General features: G+C 68.6%; 26 protein-coding genes. 14 read left to right on the forward strand and 12 right to left on the reverse strand.

The annotated features are described in order from the left end of the window. The first annotated feature begins 15 nt into the window (after positions 1-15). Positions 16-768 (forward strand): amino acid ABC transporter ATP-binding protein, encoded by a 753-nt coding sequence (locus tag GHR20_RS12275; RefSeq protein ID WP_111584859.1) that lies wholly within the window; start codon positions 16-18, stop codon positions 766-768. 76 nt (positions 769-844) lie between these two features. Here the strand turns inward: GHR20_RS12275 and GHR20_RS12280 are convergent, their stop codons facing one another. Next, positions 845-1,603 carry a class I SAM-dependent methyltransferase gene (locus GHR20_RS12280; protein ID WP_111584721.1) on the reverse strand — a complete coding sequence of 253 codons (759 nt, stop codon included), beginning with the start codon at positions 1,601-1,603 and terminating at the stop codon, positions 845-847. Between the two features lie 100 nt (positions 1,604-1,703). Here GHR20_RS12280 and GHR20_RS12285 point away from each other — a divergent pair, with 100 nt between their 5' ends. Beyond that, positions 1,704-2,333: a CGNR zinc finger domain-containing protein gene (locus GHR20_RS12285; RefSeq protein ID WP_148027776.1), complete on the forward strand. Its 630-nt coding sequence runs from the start codon at positions 1,704-1,706 to the stop codon at positions 2,331-2,333. Here the strand turns inward: GHR20_RS12285 and sodX are convergent. Next, entirely contained in the window at positions 2,237-2,671 is a 435-nt protein-coding gene (gene sodX / locus GHR20_RS12290; RefSeq protein WP_111584723.1) for a nickel-type superoxide dismutase maturation protease, read from the reverse strand. The two genes, GHR20_RS12285 and sodX, sit on opposite strands and share 97 nt — an antisense overlap. Before the next feature lie 145 nt (positions 2,672-2,816). Between sodX and sodN the strand changes: the two genes are divergently transcribed. Then, on the forward strand, positions 2,817-3,212 hold the full coding sequence (gene sodN / locus GHR20_RS12295; RefSeq protein WP_046418451.1) for a superoxide dismutase, Ni: 396 nt from the start codon (positions 2,817-2,819) through the stop codon (positions 3,210-3,212). Positions 3,213-3,219: 7 nt separating this feature from the next. Here sodN and GHR20_RS12300 read toward each other — a convergent pair whose 3' ends face one another. Next, complete coding sequence (locus GHR20_RS12300) at positions 3,220-4,374, reverse strand: site-specific integrase (protein ID WP_153813190.1); 1,155 nt, start codon at positions 4,372-4,374, stop codon at positions 3,220-3,222. A gap of 21 nt (positions 4,375-4,395) precedes the next feature. Then, on the reverse strand, positions 4,396-4,899 hold the full coding sequence (locus tag GHR20_RS12305; protein ID WP_153813191.1) for a helix-turn-helix transcriptional regulator: 504 nt from the start codon (positions 4,897-4,899) through the stop codon (positions 4,396-4,398). Positions 4,900-5,019: 120 nt separating this feature from the next. Here GHR20_RS12305 and GHR20_RS12310 point away from each other — a divergent pair, with 120 nt between their 5' ends. From GHR20_RS12310 to GHR20_RS12325, 4 genes are all read left to right on the forward strand, one after another. Next, the gene (locus GHR20_RS12310; RefSeq protein WP_067035420.1) at positions 5,020-5,214 is read left to right on the forward strand and encodes a helix-turn-helix domain-containing protein; all 195 of its coding nucleotides are present in this window, start codon (positions 5,020-5,022) and stop codon (positions 5,212-5,214) included. A gap of 574 nt (positions 5,215-5,788) precedes the next feature. Further along, the gene (locus GHR20_RS12315) at positions 5,789-6,976 is read left to right on the forward strand and encodes a DUF3631 domain-containing protein (protein WP_243878336.1); all 1,188 of its coding nucleotides are present in this window, start codon (positions 5,789-5,791) and stop codon (positions 6,974-6,976) included. A gap of 319 nt (positions 6,977-7,295) precedes the next feature. Beyond that, positions 7,296-7,901: a hypothetical protein gene (locus tag GHR20_RS12320; protein WP_153815948.1), complete on the forward strand. Its 606-nt coding sequence runs from the start codon at positions 7,296-7,298 to the stop codon at positions 7,899-7,901. Continuing rightward, a complete protein-coding gene (locus GHR20_RS12325) occupies positions 7,891-9,585 on the forward strand; it encodes a mobilization protein (protein WP_153813192.1) in 1,695 nt (564 codons plus the stop codon). The genes GHR20_RS12320 and GHR20_RS12325 overlap by 11 nt, the downstream gene beginning before the upstream one ends. Before the next feature lie 50 nt (positions 9,586-9,635). On the opposite strand, the gene GHR20_RS12330 is transcribed toward GHR20_RS12325, so the two are convergent. From GHR20_RS12330 to GHR20_RS12345, 4 genes are all read right to left on the reverse strand, one after another. Next, positions 9,636-10,214 (reverse strand): HAD domain-containing protein, encoded by a 579-nt coding sequence (locus GHR20_RS12330; protein WP_153813193.1) that lies wholly within the window; start codon positions 10,212-10,214, stop codon positions 9,636-9,638. A gap of 31 nt (positions 10,215-10,245) precedes the next feature. Next, the gene (locus GHR20_RS12335; protein ID WP_153813194.1) at positions 10,246-10,938 is read right to left on the reverse strand and encodes a class I SAM-dependent methyltransferase; all 693 of its coding nucleotides are present in this window, start codon (positions 10,936-10,938) and stop codon (positions 10,246-10,248) included. Position 10,939: 1 nt separating this feature from the next. Next, on the reverse strand, positions 10,940-11,851 hold the full coding sequence (locus GHR20_RS12340) for a phosphotransferase (RefSeq protein ID WP_153813195.1): 912 nt from the start codon (positions 11,849-11,851) through the stop codon (positions 10,940-10,942). Positions 11,852-11,933: 82 nt separating this feature from the next. Beyond that, positions 11,934-12,686, reverse strand: coding sequence for a hypothetical protein (locus tag GHR20_RS12345; protein WP_153813196.1), 753 nt, complete (start codon positions 12,684-12,686; stop codon positions 11,934-11,936). A gap of 225 nt (positions 12,687-12,911) precedes the next feature. Between GHR20_RS12345 and GHR20_RS12350 the strand changes: the two genes are divergently transcribed. Continuing rightward, positions 12,912-14,267 (forward strand): tetratricopeptide repeat protein, encoded by a 1,356-nt coding sequence (locus GHR20_RS12350; RefSeq protein WP_153813197.1) that lies wholly within the window; start codon positions 12,912-12,914, stop codon positions 14,265-14,267. A 35-nt stretch (positions 14,268-14,302) separates the two neighbouring features. Then, positions 14,303-14,803, forward strand: a complete 501-nt coding sequence (locus tag GHR20_RS12355; protein ID WP_153813198.1) for an NUDIX domain-containing protein — start codon at positions 14,303-14,305, stop codon at positions 14,801-14,803. Between the two features lie 116 nt (positions 14,804-14,919). On the opposite strand, the gene GHR20_RS12360 is transcribed toward GHR20_RS12355, so the two are convergent. Further along, positions 14,920-15,117: a hypothetical protein gene (locus GHR20_RS12360; RefSeq protein WP_153813199.1), complete on the reverse strand. Its 198-nt coding sequence runs from the start codon at positions 15,115-15,117 to the stop codon at positions 14,920-14,922. Positions 15,118-15,701: 584 nt separating this feature from the next. Between GHR20_RS12360 and GHR20_RS12365 the strand changes: the two genes are divergently transcribed. After that, entirely contained in the window at positions 15,702-16,754 is a 1,053-nt protein-coding gene (locus GHR20_RS12365) for a hypothetical protein (RefSeq protein WP_153813200.1), read from the forward strand. 30 nt (positions 16,755-16,784) lie between these two features. On the opposite strand, the gene GHR20_RS12370 is transcribed toward GHR20_RS12365, so the two are convergent. Continuing rightward, positions 16,785-17,636 carry a helix-turn-helix transcriptional regulator gene (locus tag GHR20_RS12370; RefSeq protein WP_153813201.1) on the reverse strand — a complete coding sequence of 284 codons (852 nt, stop codon included), beginning with the start codon at positions 17,634-17,636 and terminating at the stop codon, positions 16,785-16,787. Between the two features lie 12 nt (positions 17,637-17,648). Beyond that, positions 17,649-18,401, reverse strand: a complete 753-nt coding sequence (locus GHR20_RS12375) for a DUF6879 family protein (RefSeq protein ID WP_153813202.1) — start codon at positions 18,399-18,401, stop codon at positions 17,649-17,651. 173 nt (positions 18,402-18,574) lie between these two features. Here GHR20_RS12375 and GHR20_RS12380 point away from each other — a divergent pair, with 173 nt between their 5' ends. From GHR20_RS12380 to GHR20_RS12390, 3 genes are read left to right on the forward strand one after another with little or no spacing between them, the layout of a single operon-like run. Beyond that, positions 18,575-18,778: a hypothetical protein gene (locus tag GHR20_RS12380; RefSeq protein ID WP_153813203.1), complete on the forward strand. Its 204-nt coding sequence runs from the start codon at positions 18,575-18,577 to the stop codon at positions 18,776-18,778. Further along, positions 18,778-19,014, forward strand: coding sequence for a hypothetical protein (locus GHR20_RS12385; protein WP_153815949.1), 237 nt, complete (start codon positions 18,778-18,780; stop codon positions 19,012-19,014). Before GHR20_RS12380 ends, GHR20_RS12385 begins: the two co-directional genes overlap by 1 nt. After that, on the forward strand, positions 19,011-19,190 hold the full coding sequence (locus GHR20_RS12390) for a hypothetical protein (protein ID WP_153813204.1): 180 nt from the start codon (positions 19,011-19,013) through the stop codon (positions 19,188-19,190). The genes GHR20_RS12385 and GHR20_RS12390 overlap by 4 nt, the downstream gene beginning before the upstream one ends. Before the next feature lie 117 nt (positions 19,191-19,307). On the opposite strand, the gene GHR20_RS12395 is transcribed toward GHR20_RS12390, so the two are convergent. Beyond that, entirely contained in the window at positions 19,308-19,550 is a 243-nt protein-coding gene (locus tag GHR20_RS12395) for a hypothetical protein (RefSeq protein ID WP_153813205.1), read from the reverse strand. Between the two features lie 605 nt (positions 19,551-20,155). Between GHR20_RS12395 and GHR20_RS12400 the strand changes: the two genes are divergently transcribed. After that, positions 20,156-20,956 carry a hypothetical protein gene (locus tag GHR20_RS12400; protein ID WP_243878011.1) on the forward strand — a complete coding sequence of 267 codons (801 nt, stop codon included), beginning with the start codon at positions 20,156-20,158 and terminating at the stop codon, positions 20,954-20,956. Positions 20,957-21,094: the final 138 nt, after the last annotated feature.

Genomic DNA, 21,094 nt, shown 5'->3' on the forward strand with positions numbered 1-21,094 from the left:
GCGGACACCACCGCGATGGTCCGGGCGGAGGGCGTCCACAAGTCGTTCGGGCATGTGGAGGTGCTCAAGGGCATCGACCTGGAGGTGCGCCCCGGCGAGGTGTTCTGCCTCATCGGCCCCTCGGGTTCGGGCAAGTCCACCTTCCTGCGGTGCATCAACCACCTGGAGAAGATCAACGCCGGGCGGCTGTACGTCGACGGCGAGCTGGTCGGCTACCGCCAGAAGGGCGGCAGGCTGTACGAGCTCAAGGACAGCGAAGTCGCCATGAAGCGCCGGGACATCGGCATGGTCTTCCAGCGCTTCAACCTGTTCCCGCACATGACGGCGCTGGAGAACGTCATGGAGGCGCCGGTCCAGGTCAAGGGCGTGGCCAGGGGCGAGGCGCGGGAGCGTGCCGCGCAGCTCCTGGAGCGGGTGGGCCTGGCCGACAAGGCGGGCAACTACCCCTCACAGCTCTCCGGCGGCCAGCAGCAGCGGGTGGCGATCGCGCGGGCGCTCGCGATGGACCCCAAGCTGATGCTGTTCGACGAGCCGACCTCGGCCCTGGACCCGGAGCTGGTCGGCGACGTCCTGGACGTCATGCGCGACCTCGCCGAGTCCGGTATGACGATGGTCGTCGTCACCCATGAGATGGGATTCGCCCGCGAGGTGGGCGACAGCCTGGTGTTCATGGACGGCGGTGTCGTGGTCGAATCCGGCCATCCGCGGGACGTGCTGACGAATCCGCAGCACGAGCGGACGCAGTCGTTCCTGTCGAAGGTGCTGTAGCCGGCCGCGACGCGAACAGACGGGGAAGGGGCGGTGCGCGCACCGCCCCTTCCGCTGTCCGTCCGTGCCCGGGGGCCTACTTGAGGGCGAGGACCAGGCTGTCCGACGGGGAGCACCACACGGGCCTGGCCTCCGCGAAGCCCTTCTCCTTCAGGGTCCGCACATGCCAGGCGACGGGGGGCACGTCACCGTCGGCGTGCTCGCCGTAGATCTCGAAGCGGCGGGCGGTCGGCTCGGCGAGCACCGGGTCCCCGGCCGCGAGCTGCCACCACTCGGCCCAGTCGAGGGCGCCGTCCCGCTTGGCCTGATCCATACGGGCGTGCCGCTGGGCGCGCTCGGCCGCGTTGATCCGGGGCGTGCTGTCGTCGATCATGTGGTCCGCGTTCATGAACACACCGCCGGCGGGGACGAGTTCCGCGATCCGGCCATAGAGGTCCGCGAGGGGTTCACTGTGCAGCCAGTGCAGGGCCGTCGCGGTCAGCACGGCGTCGTACGACTCGTACGGCAGCTTCGTGACCCAGTCCGGGTCCTTGAGGTCGGCGGTCACGAAGGAGACCCGGTCGTCGCCCTCGAAGGTGCCGCGTGCGATGGCGAGCAGGGCCGGGTCGAGGTCGACACCGGTGCTGGTGGCCTCGGGGAACCGGGCCAGCAGCCGGGCGGTGATGCTGCCGGTGCCGCAGGCGAGGTCGAGCACCCGGGGCGCCGTGCCGACGAGGGCCTCGACCATGTCGAGCATGATCCGGAAGCGGTCCTCGCGGTCCGGCATGTACCACTCCTGCTGCCGGTCCCAGCTGTTCTGCCAGGCCGCCCAGTCGGTTCCGGTGCTCGTGGTCATGGAGCCCGCCTTTTCCCTCGCTCGCGTAATACCCTGGATGCACGATCGACTGTTACCCGACCGCTGATACGACGATAGAGCGCGCCCGTAAGGACTACAAGTGGAACTGGCCTATTACTCGGACTATGCCGTACGACTCGTCAACACCGAGGAACCGGCCCGCGGCAAGGACTGCCTGACCTCGGTCGAGGCCATCCGCGACCTCTTCGGCGTCAACGCGTCCGCGGCCCGCCGCGCCACCGACGCCGATGTCACCCGCTTCCGTTCGGTCCGGGCCCGGCTGCGCTCGGTGTTCGAGGCGGCCGACGGGGGCGACGAGACGCTCGCGGTGGACCTGCTGAACTCGCTGCTGCTGGAGTTCCCGGTCAGCCCCCAGATCTCCGGCCACGACCACCGGGACGAGGACGACCGCCCGCTGTGGCACATGCACCTGGCCGACCACCCCTCCAACGCCACCGCGGGCTACGCGGCGATCGCGGCGATGGGCCTCGCCTTCCATCTCACCGAGTACGGCGTGGACCGGCTCGGCCTGTGCCAGGCGGTCCCCTGCCGCAACGCCTACCTGGACACCTCGACCAACCGCTCCCGGCGCTACTGCTCCGACCGCTGCGCCACCCGCGCCAATGTGGCCGCCTACCGGGCCCGCAAGCGCCTGGAGGCCGACCGGTCGCCGAACAGCGGGCGTACGGCCGAGACGGCCCAGCCCAGCACGGCCAGCGGCGAACGCTGACCGGCCCTGAACGGCCGCACCCGCAGCCACGCCCGCCCCAGCACCAGTTCCTGGGGCACGACCCCGTAGTCGGTGCTGTCCCCGCCCGCGTACGGGTTGTCCCCGAGCACCCACCAGCCGCCCTCGCGCCGCTCCACGGCCCGCTTGACCACCAGCAGGTCCTGCTGGAAGGGGTGCCGCAGGACGACGACGTCACCGGGCCGGACCGTGCCGCCGTAGCGGACCAGCAGCTGATCGCCGTGCTGGAGCGTGGGCACCATGGACGGCCCCGTCACCTCGGCCAGCCCGAACGGCGCGGGCGGCCTCCCCCGCTCGCTCTCCTGCGACAGCTCCGGCATTCCCGGCACCTCCCCGGTCCGTTCCTCCACCAGTCCCAGTCTCACCCTGGACTTTTGTCCTAAGCACTAGGGGGCACTCAGGAAAACAGGTCGCTCAGGGAGTAATGTCGCACCTGAGAAGACGATCACGAGGAAGGAATGCTCCATGCTTTCCCGCCTGTTTGCCCCCAAGGTCAAGGTCAGCGCCCACTGCGACCTGCCCTGCGGCGTGTACGACCCGGCCCAGGCCCGCATCGAGGCGGAGTCGGTCAAGGCCGTCCAGGAAAAGATGGCCGGCAACGACGACCCCCACTTCCAGGCCCGCGCCACCATCATCAAGGAGCAGCGCGCGGAGCTCGCGAAGCACCACGTCTCCGTCCTCTGGAGCGACTACTTCAAGGCCCCGCACTTCGAGAAGTACCCGGAGCTGCACCAGCTGGTCAACGACACCCTGAAGGCCCTCTCGGCCGCCAAGGCGTCCACCGACCCGGCGACGGGCCAGAAGGCGCTCGACTACATCGCCCAGATCGACAAGATCTTCTGGGAGACGAAGAAGGCTTGATCTTCGATCATGCCGCCTGACCTGCGGTTTCCTTGATCGCATGGTCTTCCGGTCCGCACCCGGTCCGCAGGCCGCCGAGAACGGCGTCCATGACGGTCCGGGTGCGGTCTTCTTCGCCCGGCCACAGGTGCGCGTAGATCCGCAGCGTGATGACGGCGGACGCGTGGCCGAGGACCAACTGGACCTGCTTGACGCTCGCTCCGCCGGCGATGAGGGCGGAGGCGTAGAAGTGGCGCAGGTCGTGGGTCACCATGTGCGGCAGCTCGACGGGCTTGCGGCCCTCGCGCTCGGCCGCCTCGTTCTCCGCCTTCTGCAGCTCCTTACGAGCGCAGTTCCATTCGGTCTTCCAGCGGCGGTAGTTGAGGGGCTCGCCCTCCTCCATCGTGAACAGCCACTCCTTGGATGGGCGTGCGGCGAGGTGCGTGAGGAGTGCGTCGGTGACGACCTCGCCGACCGGGACAGTGCGCCGGGACTTTGCGGTCTTCGGCGGCCCGATCTTCCCGGACTGGAGGCGCTGGCGCTCGACGCGGAGGGTGCCGGCCTTGAAGTCGACGTCCGAGACCTTGAGGCCGAGCAACTCGCCTATTCGCAAGCCTGATCCGGCGAGCGTGACGATCGCCGCGCGAATGTACGGCGGCATCACGCGGGCCATGGCCTCGACCTGCGCGACCGTGGGCGGAGTGACCTCGTCATCCGGCATGGTCGGGAGGGTGATCCGGCGGCACGGACTGGAGGCGATGACCTTGTCCTCGACAGCTGCGGTCATGAGGCGTACGAGGACGTCGTAGACGTTGCGCACACTTCCGGGGCCGAGCTGCTCCGACAGGCTCTTGAAGAGCACCTGGAGGTCGTTGCGGCGTATCGCCGCCATGGCGCGGGCGCCGAGCACCGGGACGAGGTGGAGCCGGAGCGCGTTGTCGGTGATGCGCTCGCCCGCCTCGCTGGCGATGAGCGACTCCTCCCACTTCTTCGCATACTTCTCGAAGGTGATCCGTCCGGCCTGCGGGTCGACGTACTGGCCCGTGACGATGCTGGCCGTGACCTCGTCGAGCCAGCGCTGGGCATCGAGCTTGCGGTCGAAGTGGCGGGCATGCTCCTTGCCGTCGAGGTCGCGGTAGCGAGCCCGCCATTTGCCGTTGGGGCGCTTCTGGATGTTCGCCAAGTGGCTTCTCCCTTGGGTTGGTTATCGGTGGTAGCCGCCGCCCTCGATGTGCTCGGTGAGGGTGCGGGCGTCGCGCTCGTCGCCCATGAGGCGAAGGCACTGCTCATGGATGGCCCGTGAGCTGTCGGGGTGGGTCTGGATGTACTCGGCGATGCCGACGACGGCGTGGTGCAGCCTGTCCTCGGCGTCGCGTGTCTCGTAGTACGCCTCGACGGCTTCCTGGACGAGCCGTCTGCTGTCGAGGTCCAGCCCCTCTAGCGGCGGGGACATCAGCTCTTCGAGGGGCAGCTCGAAGACGCGGGCGAAGGCGAGGGCTTCGTCGACGTTGATACGGCGGCGCGGGGTGCCGTTTTCGATGCGCCAGACCGCGGTCTGGTTCATCTTGACGCCGGCCTTGGACACCCGATCCGCCAGCTCGATCGTGCTCCACCCTCTGACCTCGCGCTCCAGCGCCACCCGCGCGGCGATGTTGCCCTCGCTGTAGAGCAGCGGCACCTCACCACCGTCGGCCTTGTCGCCTGCCATCGAACCTCCATCCCGACCGTTGCTTTCCCAATTGAAACACATGCTTGCCGATTTGGCTGACCGGCGATCGTCGGGTACAACCTATGCAGACCGGATTGCTACCTAGTCGATTGGGAATGCATGCGATACCTGACCACCGCCGAGGTCGCCGAGCGCTACCGCACAGCGGAGAGCACCGTCCGCTACTGGCGCCAGATCGAGAAGGGCCCGCGCGGCATCAAGATCGGCAAGCGGGTGCTGTATCCCGAGGCCGAGCTGCTGCGCTACGAGCGGGCGCTGATCGAGGGCCAAGACGAGTGGGGTCTGGCCTCCTGAGCCGTCGGAGGCCCGGGACACGGAAACGGCCCTCGGCGCACCAACGCCGAAGGCCGGAGAGTCCCCCGCATACCGCCCATCCCTGAACGAACAAGCCGACGAGGAGCTGGACCTTGCCCGTCCTGCCCCTCGTCTGAGAGGAACATCTATGGAGGACTCTACGTCCCCCACCAACCCGAACGCGGTCCCCAAGGTCAGCTGGCCCGAGGTCGCGGTCCCCGGCCAAGGCGTCCCCGGACGCCGCGGGGACGAGCATTCTGCTGCTGCGGTATCAGGGGACCGTCCCCTCGATACATCCGCTCCGCTGTCGGCGCGAGCTACGGTCCCCATACCCACATCCGTTGGAGACGTGCAGGTCAGCGGCATTGGCGCGCCAACGGGGACCGGTCCCCAAGACTCTGGAGTTGCGCCAGGGGACCGCAGTGGGGACCGGGACAGCGGCCGTCACCTGTCGCCGGGGACGGACGTCCCCGTGGAGCGGGCCGAGCAAGAAGAGATCGCAGCCACCGATGGCGGGACACGCGCTGGCAGCCATGAAGGCGCCGGTGCTCAGGTAGGTGCTGACGGGGTCGCGCTGCTGGACGAGTTGCGGGCAGCGATCGGCAAGTACGTGGTGCTGCCCAGCGAGGAGGCGCTGACCGCTGTCACCTTGTGGGTGGCGGCCACGCACATCCAGACGGCGTTGCAGCACGCGCCACGTCTGGCGGTGGTGAGCCCGACGAAGGGGTGCGGCAAGTCCCGGGTTCTGGACGTGCTCCACGAGACCGTGCACCAGCCGATGATGACGGTGAACACCTCCCCGGCGGTCATCTTCCGGATCATCGGCAAGAACCCTCCCACCCTGCTGGTGGACGAGGCAGACACCATCTTCGGCCCCAAGGCGAGCGGTGACAGTGAGATCCTGCGCGGCCTGCTGAATGCCGGGCACCAGCGCAACCGGCCCGCGTGGCGGATCTCCGGTCCGGATCACAAACCGACCCCGTTCCCCACCTTCGCCATGGCTGCCATTGCGGGTATTGGCGACCTGCCGGACACGGTCATGGATCGGGCGGTCGTTCTGCGGATGCAGAAGCGTAAGCCGGGCGAGAAGGTCACCCCCTTCCGCTCCCGGTATTCGGTGCCCGAACTCAACGCGCTGCGTGATCGGCTGGCCGCCTGGCTGGGCCCGCTGCGCGGGCAGGCTGCCCGCATGGTGCCGCACATGCCGGTGGAGGACCGGGCGGCGGACACCTGGGAGCCGCTGGTCATCATCGCCGACCTGGCCGGCGGCCACTGGCCCGCCCAGGCCCTTGCCGCCTGCCTGGCCATGACCCGCCATGAGGCGGTCCAGGACGAGCAGAGCAGCCTGAAGACGCGGCTGCTGCGCGACATCCATCGCATCTTCGCGCAGGCGGACAACCCCGAGGCCCTGGCCACCCAGGATCTGGTCGCCGCTCTGATCCAGGACGCCGAGGCCCCGTGGGCGGAGCACGGCACCAAAGGGTTGAACGCCTACCACCTGAGCAACCTGCTGCGGGACTTCAACATCAGCCCGGCCAACTACCGGTTCGACAAGGGCAGGCAGGCCAAGGCGTACATGCGGAACCGGTTCCTGGACGCCTGGGCCCGCAACTGCCCGGACCTCGTCGAGGCGGCACCCGAGCCCGAACACGGCGCTGCCCCTGCCCGCATGCCGCAGGGCAGGCTGCCCGCCGCCCCGGCGGGGACGCTGCCTGTCGGCCCGCCCGGTGGCCCCGCCGGGCGGGCGAAGCGCGCTCTCTGATCCCACCGGGGTCCGTATCACTTCGTCGCATCCGTCCCCGCGCAGGTCAGCGCGGGGACGGACTCTGTCGCCGGGACGGAGTGCTCCGTACCTGCCCGCGTCTCCGTACCTGTGTTCACCAGGCATGCGACGGATGCGACGGACGTGACACAGCCCGATCCCCCCTCTCCTTCGGAGCACCACCATGCACACCGAGAACGACACGAACCCCTCTTCGTCCCGCCGCTGGGGTTGGTTCAGCCGGGACCGACGAACAGCAGCAAGCTGGAGCGAACGAGCCCCTAAAGAGGCTTCGTCCGCGCTTGCCCCCGCCCCTGGGGTGGCGGAGGGAGAGGGGGCCGGGCGCCAGCGGGCGCCCGAGCCTGAGGAGGGGGTGAACGAGCCCCGCACCGCGTCTCCCGCCGACAGCGCCGAGCAGCCCGTCACCGACTCCGTCACCCCACATGCCGAGCCGCCTGCCCGTCACCCGCCCGCCGCCGTCGAGCAGCCCTCGTGGCGTGAGCCCGACGCCCCCACACTGCCCGCGCGGATGAACCGCAAGCGCACCATCGAGAAACGCGACCAGGAGAAGAAGATCCGCTTTACCCCGACCGCGGTCCGCCTCATCGATGCCGAGGCCAGGCGGCGCCACCAGAGGTTCGCCGGCTTCGTCGGCGACGCCGCCCTCGCCGTCGCGCTCGGCAAGGCGGGCATGGTCGGCAGCCCGGAGGACGACCCCATCCGCCCGCTTGTGGAGGCCATCGAAGCGCACACCAAGGCGCTGAACCGGATCGGCACCAACCTGAACCAGGTCACGACAGCCATCCACTCCGGCGCGATACCCGAGCGCGCCGAGGCCGTCCTCGACCGCATTGAGCAGGCCACCCAGGCCAGTTACGCACTCATGGACCGGCTCCTGGCGGAAGGAGCCAGTCATGGTGCCTGACGTCTCCACCGGCTCCAGCACCCTCGGCCTGATCAACTACCTCTTCGGCAAGGGGCGGCGCGACGAGCACACGGACCCCCACATCGTGGCTGCCTGGGACATGGCCGGCGCCCCCGACCCCGGCCGCGACCCCACCGCCACCTACACCCAGCTCGCCCGGCGCCTGGACCACCACGTCGACCTGCGCACCCGGGAGCTCGGCGGAAAGCAGCCACCGCAACATGTGTGGCACTGCCCGGTGCGCACCGCGCCCGGCGACCGCTACCTCACCGACACTGAGTGGGCCGAGGTAGCCCGCCGCGTCGTAGCCGCCACGGGCATCGCCCCCGAGGGAGACGACAAGGCGTGCCGCTGGATCGCGGTCCGGCACGCCGACGACCACATCCACATCATGGCCACCACCGTCCGAGCCGACGGCCGCCGCCCTCGTACGAACCGGGACGGCTGGCGGGCACAGCTGGAATGCCGAAAGATCGAGGCCGAGTTCGGGCTGCGCCGCCTGAAGTCCGGTGACCTCACGGCCCCGCGTACCCCTACCGGCGCCGAGCGGGCGAAGGCGGAACGCCAGCGCCGGGAGGAAACCGCGAGGGAGTGGCTGCGCGAGCAGGCGTACGCGGTCGCCGCCGCCGTACGCAGCATCGACGAGTACTTCACCGTGCTGCGGTCCCTCGGCATCCAGGTCAGGCCGCGCATCGGCCCCGAGACCGGCGAGGTGACCGGCTACAGCCTGGCCGCGCCCGGCGACACGGCCAACGGCGAGCCGGTCTGGTACGGCGGCTCAAAGCTCGCCCCCGACCTGTCCTGCAACCGTCTGCGCGAACGCTTCCCGACCCAGGAGCTGGCCGACCGCCCTCAACCGGTGGGGGACCCGGCCGAGCCGTGGCACCGCGCCGAAACCGCCATCCGCCACGCGCACGCCGTCCTCGACTCAGGTGGCGAGGCCGTTGCCCAGGGCCACCTGGATGCCTTCGGCGACACCCTCCACAACCTGGCCCTCGCCAGCCACGGCCCGCACCGGGCCGAACTACAAGCAGCGGCACAGGCGTTCAACCGCGCCCGCCGCTCGGCGATCCGGGCCGACCATCAAGCCGCCACCGCTCTGCGGGAAGCCGCCAAGGAACTCGCCTACGCCACACACGATCCGGGCGGACTCGCCATCGCCCTGATCTTCGCTGCGCTCCACCTGTCGCGTGCAGCTGCCAAGTGGCACGAACAACGCGGCCACGAGCAGCAGGCCGCCGCGGCTGAGCAAGCCTTCCGTCACCTACAGGCCGGTTACCAGGAAGCTGCCGCGCCGGTCCTGGCGGATCTCACCCGACGCGCGCCACGCGCCGCGACCATCAGCCGCTTCGAGCAGGATCTACGCGCAGCCCTCCCCGACCAGGCCGACCGCATCCTCGCCGATCCCGCCTGGCCAGCCCTGACCACAACCCTTGCCCGCGCCGAGACCGCCGGTCACTACCCCCGGCGTCTCTTGGTCGAAGTCGCCGCCCTGCGAGAACTCGACACCGCCGAACGCCCCGCCGAGGTCCTCAACTGGCGCATCGCCGTCCAGCCGAACAGGCGAGCACAGGCAGCGCGCAAGCGAAGCAGCACACCGGGAGTGTCCTCTCGGCCCCTGGCGCTCCAGCCCTCGGCCACGGCGCCGGCCCCCAGGCCCGAGGAACGCGGACGCCATCGGTAGATCAAGCAGTTGGCTGTCGGACAGTGTTGACGTCCTGCTCTGTGATCACTTCAGGCTGCTTCGGCTCCAGGAGCAGAAGCGGATTCGCCGGCTGGCACGACGGACAAGCGGCCAACCCATTCCATGACTTCAGCCAGGTGCTCGGCCAACAACCCGATGTGGGGATCAGGCTGGACCAAGAAAGTCGCCATGCCCCGCGCCGTGCGCTCTGCTGCCCAGGCATGGTCGAGGGCGGTGAAGTCATCGTCGACCCAAGCAACAGGCTTGTCGCCCAGCCAGGCATCGACATGGTCTCGTTTCCAGAGGTAGCCGTTGGGGTGGCTGGTGGTGATGTGCGGACGCGGGAGGTCGACGTATGGCAGGGACGGGAGGCCGAGGAGCGGCCCGATCAGTGTGGTGGCGTCCTGGCGCCAGCTGGTGCACCAGATCGGGGTGACCAGGCCGGTTCGTATCACGTCCATGAGCAAGGGGCCATGGCTCGGACTGAGCCAGACGGTGACCGGATCGTCGGCGCTACGGCCGGTGGGAACGACGTCGTGGCGGTCGTGGGTGGCCGGACTGGTCCCATCGGCGTCCGGGAAGGGTATGAGGACGCCGTCGACGTCGAGGAGCAGATAGGGCGGGCGCATCGGTTTCTCCCAAGAGACGGCGGAGTGGGGGTCAGAGCTTGCGCGCGGTGATCAGCAACGTGGTGGGCCAGAGGCCGCGGCGGGCGTCGTGGAACTCCTGGGCCGAGGTGAGCCAGAGGCCGGCGCGGTCGAGGTGTTTCTCCCATCGGTCGGCATCGAAGTCCCAGCGGGCGATGGGTAGGCGGGTGCGGTCGGGGAGAGTGACGTAGTCCCGGCGGGGTCGGTCGTCGGCGGTGGGTCGCAAGCCGCCGCGCTTGGGGTGGGGGACGGCGAAGGCGAGGGTGCGCCCGGGTTTGAGGTGCTGGGCGATGGCCGGGAGCAGAAGCTCGGGGGCTACCAAGCCGACGGCCCCGAAGACGGAGTAGATGGCGTCGAACTGCTCGTCGGAGGCTTGCAAGTAGTGCAGGGCATGGCCTGCGACGAAGGTCAGATTGTTCAGCCGCCCGTAGTGCGACCGGGCCCGGCGGACCTGCAGGCCGACCAGATCGACACCGGTGACCTGGGCGCCGTAGCGGGTGGCGAGGTGGGCGGCGTTGTGACCGGGGCCGCAGCCGAGTTCCAGCAGCCGCTTGCGGCGCAGATCCGAGCCGAGAATCTCGGCTCCGGGCCCCCTGCCCGGCCGCGTTGTCCACTCCATCCGTGCGGGTACCGACAGCGGCTCGGCGGGGCCGGCCGTGCTGCGCTGGAGGGCGTGGACGTACCAGGGGGATGCCTGGGCGAGCACGTCAGACCTCCAGGAGGTGGAGGACGTCGGTGAGGTGGCGGCGTACGGCCTTGATGTAGGCGGGGTCGGTGGCCGGGTCGTTGATCCAGCGGATGGACTGTTCCATGAACCACTCGACGGCCCACATGCGGTGCCAACCCAGCGCCCAGTTCTCGGCGGTGAGTCCGCCGCGCTGGGTGAGAGCGTCCGGGGTGCCGCCAGCGGTGACGTACTGCTCCAGGAAGACACGGAGGCGTACAGGGTCGGGGGTGTCGAGGGTGCCGTGCCAGCTGGCGAGGTCGAGCAGGCCGGGGCCGGTGAAGGCGTGGGCGAAGTCCAGCAGCCGCCAGCTTTGTTGGCCGATGTGGAGGCTGGTGGGGTGGAACTCGGAGTGCACCCAGCCGAACGGCGCCACCGTCGTACCGGCCGACCGGGCCTTGGCGGCCTGAGCGATCCGGTCGAGCGCGTCCTCGATGTCGTCCGTGTCTTGCCAGCGCTCGGCCTTGCGGAGCTGGGCAAGGTGTTCCAGGGCCCGGTTCGGCAGTGAGCGGAGGCGGACCTGGTCGAGGACGGGCAGGGCGGCAGCCGTACGGGTGCCGTGCAGGACCACGGCGGCGGCGGTGCCGTCGAGGTCGTCGGCCTCGCGGATGGCGGGGCCGAGGTCTTCCATGAGCATGCCGAGCCAACCGTCCAGGACGGCAGAGGCGTGGACCTGCGGGACGGGGACGCCGAGCGTATATGCCAGACGGAGGGCTTGGTCCTCGCCGTCGAAAGGCCGCTTCGCGTACTTGAAGATCGCGGTACTGGCGTCGGGGAAGGTCAGGCGCTCGACACCGGACATGGACCACACGCGCACCTCCTCGCGCACGGCGGTGGCACGTCCGGCCACGGTGAGCAGGTTGTCAAGGAGTTCGGCGCTGGGGTTCACGGTCACGTGGGGGCTCCAGGGAGGTTGGGGGCGTCCGGGGCGGGCGAGAGGTGCCGACCCGCCCCGGAGCCTGGCGTGCGGGGTGGTGCTAGGCGGCAGGGCTCACGCGGTGGGCGTAGACCTGCTCGATCCAGGCGGACTTGAAGGCCGCGAGGTCGTCGCGGAAGGCGGCCATCGACGCACCGTAGGGCGCGACGACTCCGCCGGACTGGTCCGGCACGGACTGGCAGCCGTGCACGAGCCGGCCGCCGAGAGCGGCGTGGGCCTTGATGGACTCGATGCGGCGATGCTCGTTGAACCAGCCGCCGTGGTAGACCTCATCGAGCGTCCCGCCCATCTCGTCGTCCAGGTCGAAGACGACGGAGGTCGCGGCGGGGAAGAACCAGCACGGGCCGACGTTGGAGATGTGCCCGTCCAGCTCGACCTTGTTCAGTGCCATCAGCGTGGCGGCCTCGCGCAGCATCCGCAGGTGCCCGGCGGTGATCTGCGGCAGGCCGAGGTTGGCGAGGTGCTCGTCGCGGAACAGGTAGGCGTACACCTCGTACGCGGTGGACAGGACTCGGGCGGCGTCCGAGGTTGAGGCGGCGTGGGCCTTGATGAAGTCGAGCGCTAGCTGCTCGACCGCGCTCTCAGTCGTCTCCTCCAAGCCCAGGAGCTGGGACCTGACCAGCTCCCAGTCGGCGACGAGCCAGGTGTTGGACTCGAAGCGGAAGAAGTACTCGGCCGGGTCGATGGTGATGCGCCGGCCGTCGACCTGGATGCCGGGCAAACGGCTCCAGCGCTCGTCGAACGCCTCAGGCAGTACGACCGTGATGGCGGCCTTGGTGTCGATGGTGGTCACCGTGTCTCCGTCTCTGATCGGCCGGGTTCGGGCACAGGAATGCCCGAACCCGGTGTAGGCGTACGGAACTTCGGGGGCCGCCCGGCCGAAGGGGGGAGCCTGGTCACGGTGTCGGACCGGGGCCGGGCGGCTGATGTTTAGTGAACCCTCCGTCACGCACAGTGGGTACGGTGAGAGGCAGTTGAAGCGGTATACGCGGTTTACAGCTCTGGAGCGGAGGCGATCGTGGCGGCGCCGAAAGGGCCCAACTCCCGCCTGCGTGACGTCATCGAGGCGATCGGCTGCACCTACGAGGCCCTGGCGAAGGACATCCGGCGCATCGCGGCCGAGAACGGCGAGATCCTCCAGACCAACAAGTCGGCCGTCTCCCACTGGGTGAACGGCACACGCCAGCCGACCGGACGGACCGGCCAGTACCTCGCTGAGGCGCTGTCCCGCCGGACAGGCCGCCCCATCACTCTGGTCGAGATTGGCCTTCGAGCACCCGAAACTACGGTGGCGCAGGAGCCCGATCCTGTTCTGGCCGCCACCGATCTGGGCCGTGCCGATGTCGAACGCCGCCGCTTCCTTGCCGTGGCTGCCTTCACCACGGCCGGCGTGGCCATGCCCCTCTTCTACGACCACGAGGCCACCGCCCGGATGTTGCGGGCCCGCACCGGCAGCTCACTGGTCGGGATGGAGGACGTGGACGTCGTACGCCAAATCACAGCTGCCTTCAGCGCGGCCGACGAACGCCTCGGCGGCGGCCACGGCCTGACCACGGTCACCGCCTACCTTGCCGACACCGCCGCTCCCATGCTCCGCGGCCGATTCCCGAACGAAGTCTTACGGCAGGCGGCCTTCGGCGCCGTCGCCGAACTCGCGTACCTCGCTGGGTGGAAGCACCACGACCTCGGCCAGGAAGGCGCCGCCCAGCGCTACTACCAGGTCGGCTACCAGCTCGCCTGCGAAGCCGACCCACACGGCCACGCCGCCTGGATGATGCGCGCCCTCGCCCATCAGGCACTGAGCCTCAAGCAGCCCCACCACTGCGTCGACCTCGTCGAAGGCGCCCTCACCCGCGGCCTGGGCCACGTCGACGGCCAGACCGAGGCGCTACTGCACATCACCCACGCCCGCGCTTACGCCGCGGTCGGCGCGAAGCCAGCAGCAGCCCGCGCCCTGCTCGTCGCCGAAGACGCCCTCCTTCGCGACGACGGCCCCCAGCCCAGCTACTCCCGCGTCAGCGGCCCGGCCGCCGGCACCGTCGCCAGCCACACCGCCCGCACCCTAACCGACCTCGCCGACCACGTCGGCACCGAACAACAACACCGCGACGCCCTGGTGCGCTGGGACCCCGAGAAGTACAAGCGCGTCCACGCCCTCACGCACGCCGACCTCGGCGACAGCCTCGCCGCCCAGGCCCGAGCCGACGAAGCCGTCGCCGCCTGGTCACAGGCCCTGACACTCATGGAAGGCATGACCTCCGACCGCACCCGCAAAGCGATCAACTCGCTCCGCTCCACCCTCTCCATCTACCAGCGCCGCAAAGTGCCCGGAGCCGCCGAACTCGCCCGCCGCGCACGCGAAGCACTGGCCTAAGCTGCCACCATCCGGCCGACGAAGGGACACAAGCCGTGGCTCAGCGGACAACCGACGACCAGCCCAAAGCCCTACCGCCCGCCCTCGAATCCATGACCCTGCTGGTCGCCGCCGTCATCGTCCACGACAAGGCCACCAACCGCGTCGTCCTCCTCCAGCGCAGCCAGAACGCCAAGTTCGCCCAGGGCATGTGGGACCTCCCCGTCGGCAAGAGCGAACCCGGCGAGCCCATCACGGAGACCGCCGTACGCGAGCTGTACGAGGAGACCGGCCTGACCGTGAAGCCGGAATCCCTGAAGGTCGCCCACATCATCCACGGTGCCTGGGGCGTGGAGGCACCCAACGGCTTCCTCACCGTCGTCTTCGCCGCCCACGAATGGACCGGCGAACCCGAAAACCGCGAGCCACGCAAACACTCCCAGGTCTGCTGGGTCGATGCCGACGCCATCCCCGCGGAGTTCGTGGACACCACCGCCAGTGCCCTCCACCGCTACCTCGCGGGCGGTCCGGAAGTCTCCCTCGACGGCTGGCGATAGGAACGCCCACACCTCTTCCCGGGGTACCGCTTCTTCCTCGATCCCGTTCTCTCTGGAGATCGCGGCCTGACGCCCCTAGAAGCCCCGGAGAACGCCTCTCCGGGGCTTCCGCGTGTTCAGAGGACCTTGAGGGCCTTCAGGACCGCCAGGCACAGCAGGAGGCAGCTCCCGAACGCGCCACCGCCGTAAAGGACGGCCTGACCGACGGGAGAGCCGGGGGAGTGGCTGAGGAAGGCAGCAACCATGGCGACGATTATGGAGATCAAGGCGCAGATGACCACGAGGAGCAGCTTGACGCCGAACGAGAGATTCAATGGTCCGAGTACCTTTCCGGTGGATCGGACCTTCGGCACGTAGCGCTCAGCCCGACCACCACGCGATTACGTGAGGTCTTGCTGAGGCCGTGCCGACGTTCAGGGTCTCGGTGCCTTGCCAGGGCGTCTCTGGCAGTCCTCCGCATTAGGACGTACTCGTCACCCCGGCGGAGTGCCTCCACCAGAGCCTTCCGATTCCTGGTGCGACCCAGCAGTCGACGTGCACGCACCGAAAGGGATGTAGTGCACGGCGCTGCTTACTCGGTACGTCGGAGTCCGAGTTCGCACGAGGCCAACTGTACCGAAGCGGACGGGGTGTCAGGGCACAAGAAGACGCGGGGGACGCGGGTCTCCGTGGCCATCCGGGGCGCTCTCGTGTGTGCGCGGGTCCTCGGTGCCCTCGCCCCTCTCGGGCTCTCCGGCGCCCGTGCTGGGGCATCCGAGAGTGCCCGCAGAAAACCCGGGGCCGACTGTCAGCGGGCGTCAGTACGATGTTCGTCACCTTCATGGCACTTGTGATCGGATGACCAGTGACGGACCTGCTCGCCCCACTCAGCCCCGACCAGACGTTCTTGCTCCAGACCATGACCGACCAGTACGGCAAGTCTGGTCAGTGGCCGACTTGGAGCTATGTCCAGGCGACGCTCGACCTCCATCGTCTGGACGCTGACGCGCTGATGCACTCCCTGCCGCGAGTGGGGCCACAGACCAACGGGTACGGGCTGGCCTGGTATAACCGACTGCACCACATCGCGCCGGACAGCAGGCCCGCCCTGACCGTCGCCGCCGCGTACCACGTGCCCGAGCTGGCAGCGATGATCGGTCAGCCATTTCTGAATGTTCTGCGCGCGCTGGTCGACATCAAGCTCAACGCACCGATTTCGCCAGACCAGGCGGCTCCCGTGACCTATACGCGCGAGACCATTCGGCGAGCGCTGCCCTCGATCAGTGACCTGTTCATGGCCCGGATGCCCGATCTCCTAGACTTCGAGCCGCCGACCTGGGGCGGTTCCCGTTCTGTGTCGGACGGTGGAGGGTGGACGCGAGAGCTGAGCCGGGAGATCGTTCGTTACGGCGACGTCACCGACCTGAAGTCGTACGTGGCTCGGGTGACCGAGCTGATGCCCGAACCGTCATTCCTTGGCAGCGGTTTGATCGTTAACGGGGGGAACGTGTTCTACAGCCCCGCCCCGCCGCAGTCGGCGCCGGTCCCGACTCCGGCCGCTCCGCAGCCCCCGGCTCCGGTCTACGTCAAGGAGTCGCTGATCAAGGAGCTGGAGGACAAGAACGCCACGTCGCAGTGGGACCTGACGAAGCTGATCCGGCTCACGCGTGAGCTGAACAGCAACTTCGCGACGGAGAACCCTTACGCCTGCCATGGGTTGTTGAGGTCGATCCTCGACCACGTGGCGCCGGTGTTCGAGAAGACGACCTTTGAGCAGGTGGCCAGCAACCCGCTCGCGGCATGGACGAGGACCGACAAGGATTACCTGCGCAAGCTGCTGGACTTCAAGCCGCAGGGACATGACGCCCTGCACCGCCACATCCGGAAGACGCCGGACCTGATCGACATGCACGACGTGCCGTCAAAGACCTGGCTGAACGCGTTCCTTCGCCTCGTAATCGACGCTCTTTGAGCAGCCCGCCCGGCTGATCTACCGGGCGGGTCAACGCGGGTTCAACGCCCGCCTGGCCACGTTGATGACGTTGTGGGCGTCGGCCCCGTACACGGCGGACTCCCGGAGGGTCTTCCAGACCTTCGTGTAGAGGGCGATGTTGTCGGCGTCGTCCAGCCACAGCTCGGCGTGCCAGTCCTCTGCAACGACGAGGCGGTCATCCAGCACCCAGAAGCCGTTGGCGGGCACGATCTTCACGGAGGCGGTGAACGGGACGACGCCCAGCTCGACCGTGTCCATCCCGATCATGCCGGTCAGCCGGTCGAGCTGTGCGGCGAGGACCGAGGGAGGGCAGATCAGGGAGCGCAACGCGGCCTCCCACATCAGCACGTGGAGCTTGCGGCCGGACCGGTACAACCACTCCTGGCGCTGCACCCGGGCGCGCACGGCGTCCTCGATGTCGCTGGCCGACCCCAGCAGCTCCGCGTACCGCCGGATGACGTGGCGCGCGTACTCGGGGGTCTGCATCAGTCCAGCGATCACGGACTCTTCCCACACCCACATCTCGGAGGTGCGGTCGATCTCCTTGGTCAGGCTCTCGTGCAGGGGCTTGAAGCCGTTCGCCAGAGCCCGGCGCCACGACCTGATGTGACTTTCGAAGCCGGCAAGCCTCGCCGCGAGTTCGGGGTACACGTCTGGCTGCTCGGTGGCGTCGGCCCACGCCTGAAGGTCCTCGGGAGTGGCCGTCTGCTTGCCGTTCTCCAGCTTGCTGACCTTCGAGCCCGCCCAGCCGAGCCGCTCGGCGAGCTGCTGACCGGTGAGCCGACCGCCAGGACACGAGAACCGGAGTTCGCGCAGCCGCGCCCCCAGCGCCACCCGTGCCTGCTGGTAGTCAGTGCTCACCGGTCACGCACGCTAGTCGGCCTGGGCCACCTGCGCGGCGAACTGGTCGTACGCCACGGCGTGGTGCATGGCCGCGTCACGTGCGATGCAGTACCGCACGACCTCGGCCGGTTCCGTGATCAGTTCGATGTTGCGCAGGTTGTCGGCGTCGTCGAAGTTCAGCAGGGCGACGATGCGCGAGTCGAAGATCCAGAAGTCCTCTGCAGGCAGACCCGCCCGGTCCGCGTCCTCACGCCACCGGTAACGGATGTCCTCGCCGACCGCGGCGTTGTGGCGGGCATAGTCGAGCAGGAACAGCTGTTCCGTGGTGGGCGGCTTGTCGGCGATACGGACCCGGCCGACCCGCTTACCAGCCTCGGTCTGGGCCTTGATGTTGATGAACCAGGGCTCGCCGGGGTCCAGAATCGTCGTCCCGGTGGCCAGGAACATCTGGAAATCGGGGTCCTGCCGGTCGGAGGCGTAGCCGCGCCGCGTCTCCAGGCGCCAGGCGGTGTGTTCGAACGTCTCGAAGAGGCGCCGGAAGGTGTCCCGGTCGACCAGTTCGGGCACCCGCTCCATCTCCTTCGGTCCCCAGTTCACGAGCAGTTCGCGCGGGACGATCACTGCGGCCTCGTCTGGCCCGAAGTGCTGGAGCTGCGCGAGGTCTGTGGGGTCGGTGACCGGCGTGCCCTGAACGACGATCTCACCGGACTGGACGTCCGTGTGCAGTGCAGGGCAGCCGTCGACCTTGCTGTCCGTGCCGGTGAAGCGTAGCTGACGAGCCATGGACGCTCTCCCTTCCAGTGGCGTTGATCCAATCAGCATGGACGGGGCCCCAGCTCGGCACTACGGGGTGAGGCAGGTCGCAGGAGAAAACACCAGCAATCTGAGCCATTCGTCGAGCAAACTCAAGAAAACAGCATATCGCCAGCCAACTCGCCACTTCTAGCGTCCGGTTCATGGCTACGAAGCAGAAGCGGGACGTCGATCCGTACGTGGCGGTGGAAGCTCTGAGAGCAGCCCTGGACGACGCCGGAATCGTCCTCCCCTCGCTGAGGGTCGACGCGGCGTCACCCGCGCTGAAGCTCGTTGAACTGGGCCGCGTGCGCGCCGACGTGGCCGAACGCCTGGCCGAAGCACTCCGGCGAGGCGGCCGTGAATGATGGCCGAGGAGCAGCAGCCTGAGGGCGCCCTGGTCGTCGACGCCGAGACGAACAGGCTGGGGTACGTCATGGGGCACGAAGGCCCGTACGTACAGCTGCGCCCCGTGACCGGCGGACGCGAGTGGGACGCCGACCCCGCTCGCGTCCGCCCCGCAACCGAGGGCGAGCGCCTTCAGGCGATGCGCGAGCGCACCCGCGCTCTCAACGCGGCCAGCAGGAGCGGGGCGTTCAGGTGACCGCGCAAGCCGTCGACACCTCAACGATGTCCGCCGAGTGCGCCCTGGCCCAGCGTCCGGACTACAAGGATCTGCACGACGAGTGCCGCCAGACCCAGGACGTGCCGCTGCCTCACGGTGGCGGGGTCCTGCTCATACGTCGCTGTACCTGCCCCCACCACCGCTACAACCGGTAGCCGCCGTGCCCGTCTGTCCTCCCCCGGTAGACGGGCGGGGCTCCCGTGCCCTCGCGCGGTCCGTACGCCCGTCCAGCCCACGAGAGGCCCCCGGAGAACTACAAGGACCTGGGCGGCCTACGCGGCCACCGGGGGCTCCTCGTCGTTCGCCGGGGCTGCCACCGGGGGCGGCTGCTCCTCGGCTTCCTCGGGCTTGGCGTCCCCGTCCTGCTTGTTCTTGAGGCGCTCCCATGCCTCGCGCGCCCGACCGGCCGAGTCGAAGACGTCGGGGAGCTGATCAAGAATTCCCTTCAGTGCGAAGAGCAGCACGGAGGCCACGCCAGCGATGGCGAGAATGATGATGATGGCGGTGCCGTCCACCGATCCTGACCTTCCCTGTCATGGGTCGGATCGGGTGCGCAGGCAGCCTCGATCCGAACCCTTTACGGTTCGGACCGAGACACGAGCGCGGACGCACTGCACGCAAATGTTCTCGGGTGGGCTGATGGCCAGCCCAGGTTCCTTGCGGGTACCTTGCCGTCCTCTACGGCGCGCTCGTCACCAACGAGTCTTGTCTTCCTGCTCTGTGCGTCAGCCTGATGGCGGTCAGGGCTCGAAAGCTCCCAACAAGACTCCAGCTGCCCGCCAGCCCAAGCGACTTGGACCCCGTGGCGGACCTGAAGGGGCATCTTCACCCTCCGGCACCGATGTTAGCGCAAGCGGGTGCGATCGTCCGCGACGTACAAGTCGGCTCAATCCACATGTAGTTGATCGGGACCGGCGTCTCCCCGGACCTCGTGCTGGCGGGTCCGGCCAGACGCCCGCCCGGCCCGCGAGAGGCCGCCGGAGACCCCACGGGAGCCCGGGGCGGGGGTGCCGGCTAGACAAGTCGATGGCCGCCCGGGGACTGGGGCCGGTGTCACCGACCGGCGCTACGCTGAAGGGAGTTGGCTATGCGTCAGTTGGTGTGATCGGGGGAGGCCGGGATGGGGGAAACCTCAGACGAAGACGATGTGTTGGAGTACTACCGCCGGTCTGCCGAGATACAGGGCATGACCTCGGACGATAGGAATCGAGTTATTCGTGCCTTTTACCTGGCGTCGGAAACCGACAGGATTCGACTGGTTCAGCTCCTGGAGAAAAACGAGGATCTGGAAGAAATAGGGGACCTGATCACGAGGATCCTGGTGTCGGATACCCAGCCGGACCATCGCGTGTACCAGTCTGCTGGCGAGGTCCACAACGTCTTCATCGGGTCCGCGACGGGCACTGTCCAGGCCAATCACACTGAGAACGTCAAGATCGGGCTTGCCGAGCGGCGGCAGAAATTCCACTTCGAGTTCCTGAAGCACGCCCTGAAGCAGGCCGAGTGGACGTTCCGGCTGAGCGTGTACTTCATGACCGGCGGCGCGGCGGTGATCCTCGTGGGGGCCGTCCTGGCGCTCGTGCACGCCGGGAGCCCTAACCACGGCTACGTGCCGCTCGTGACAGGCCTGACGGGCGTGTTGATCACCACTGGTGGCGGGGCGCTGGCCCTGCATTCGAAGCGCGCCATGGCCAACCTGACCAAGGCCGCCGAACGCATCGAGGACAAGATCGACGCTGATCATCAGCTTGAAACCGCGACGACCTTCATCGACCGCGTCCAGGACAAGGACGCCAAGGACCGGCTCAACGCCGCAGCCGCCATGAAGGCCCTGAACATGCAGGCGAATCAGACGATGGTCAACCGCCTGCTTCCTGGCGACCAGGCCAAGGAGATCGAGCCGGGCGACACCGCCGAGTGAGCCTCGGGTGCAAGGCCGGCATTAACGCCCCGTGAGTGCGCTCGACACCTCTCGTGACAGCCGCGGAGGGGCGACGAGTACTCCGACTGACCAGCACCTTGCGTGTAACGCATGGTCCTCGGAAGCCTTGTGGCAAGT

The sequence above is a fragment of the Streptomyces sp. SUK 48 genome (assembly GCF_009650765.1).
GTDB lineage: Bacteria > Actinomycetota > Actinomycetes > Streptomycetales > Streptomycetaceae > Streptomyces.